At 41.9% G+C, this 1,155-nt stretch carries 2 protein-coding genes; both read right to left on the bottom strand.

Annotation, left to right across the window (positions count from 1 at the left end):
* Nucleotides 1–9 precede the first annotated feature (9 nt).
* A complete protein-coding gene (locus ACS8FD_RS15890; protein ID WP_439260920.1) occupies nucleotides 10–585 on the bottom strand; it encodes a VOC family protein in 576 nt (191 codons plus the stop codon).
* A gap of 164 nt (nucleotides 586–749) precedes the next feature.
* Nucleotides 750–1,155 (bottom strand): fumarylacetoacetate hydrolase family protein (locus ACS8FD_RS15885; RefSeq protein WP_439276560.1); only part of this gene is annotated, 406 nt, incomplete at its 5' end.

Below are 1,155 nucleotides of genomic sequence, written 5' to 3'. Positions count from 1 at the left end.
AAGCGATACCTACTCCCCTACAGGTACTTGCTCTTTAGCTTCTTTTAACTCTTCGGCATGCAAAAACTGCGTATGAGCTGGTGCACGTTTAGTACGTGACCATTCATCAAGCATTTCTTGCTTCATCTCTTCAGTAATCATCGAGATTTTTGCTTCTGAGGCAGAGTCATCATAGGTCAGCTCTAAGCGATGGCCATTGGGATCAAAGAAATAAATAGAGTGAAAAATACCGTGATCGGTCACACCAACAATATCGATGCCAGCAGACTCTAACTGCTCTTTGGCAGCCATAAGCTCGTCACGGTCTTTAACTTTAAGTGCTAAGTGCTGCACCCAACTTGGGGTATTAGGGTCAAACCCCATCTCAGGCTGATTGGGCACTTCAAAAAATGCCAATACATTGCCGTTACCAGCATCTAAAAAGATATGCATGTAGGGATCAAAGGCTTTGGTAGAAGGCACATGGTCTTCAGCGAACGCTAAAATGAAGTCCATGTTTAAGTGTTTTTTGTACCACTCTACGGTTTCTTTAGCATCTTTGCAGCGATAGGCTACGTGGTGAATTTTTTCTATTTTAAAACTCATATCAATATCCTTTTGATAAGGCGCAAAACCTAAGAGGAATGCTTTCACTAGTGTTTTTGGCATACAACCTAAGCCAAGTAGCTGTTTATATTAACGATGAAACTATTGATAATATTCATATTAATAACAGCTATTGACTGTTTTGCGCTTATACTGTGTAAATTTTATACGTCAAAATCAAAGTTTAAAGCTGGTAGCACCTTTCCGCGTACTTCACCAAAGCCGACTCGAATACCATCCTTTTCACTATAGCCTTTCATAATGACCGTATCGCCATCTTCGATAAAGGTACGTGTGCTCCCGCCTTCGAGCTCAACAGGTTTGGTCGCGTTCCAAGCAATCTCAAGCATTGAGCCGTACGAATCTGGCGTTGGTCCTGAAATAGTACCTGAGCCCATCATATCGCCGACCTCAACTTTACAGCCAGTAATGGTGTGATGCGTCAATTGCTGCGCCATCGACCAATACATGTATTTAAAGTTGGTTTCAGAGATGACGGTAGCGCTCTCCGCATTTTCTGGAAGCAACTCTACTGACAAATTGATATCAAAGCTGTTATCAGATTTTGTT

The sequence above is a fragment of the Psychrobacter sp. 1U2 genome (genome assembly GCF_051847575.1).
This window is presented reverse-complemented; position numbering and strand designations above follow the sequence as displayed.

Excerpts from the sequence above, each read along its gene's own strand:
- ACS8FD_RS15890 (WP_439260920.1), bottom strand. The coding sequence starts at position 585 with ATGAGTTTTAAAATAGAAAAAATTCACCACGTAGCCTATCGCTGCAAA.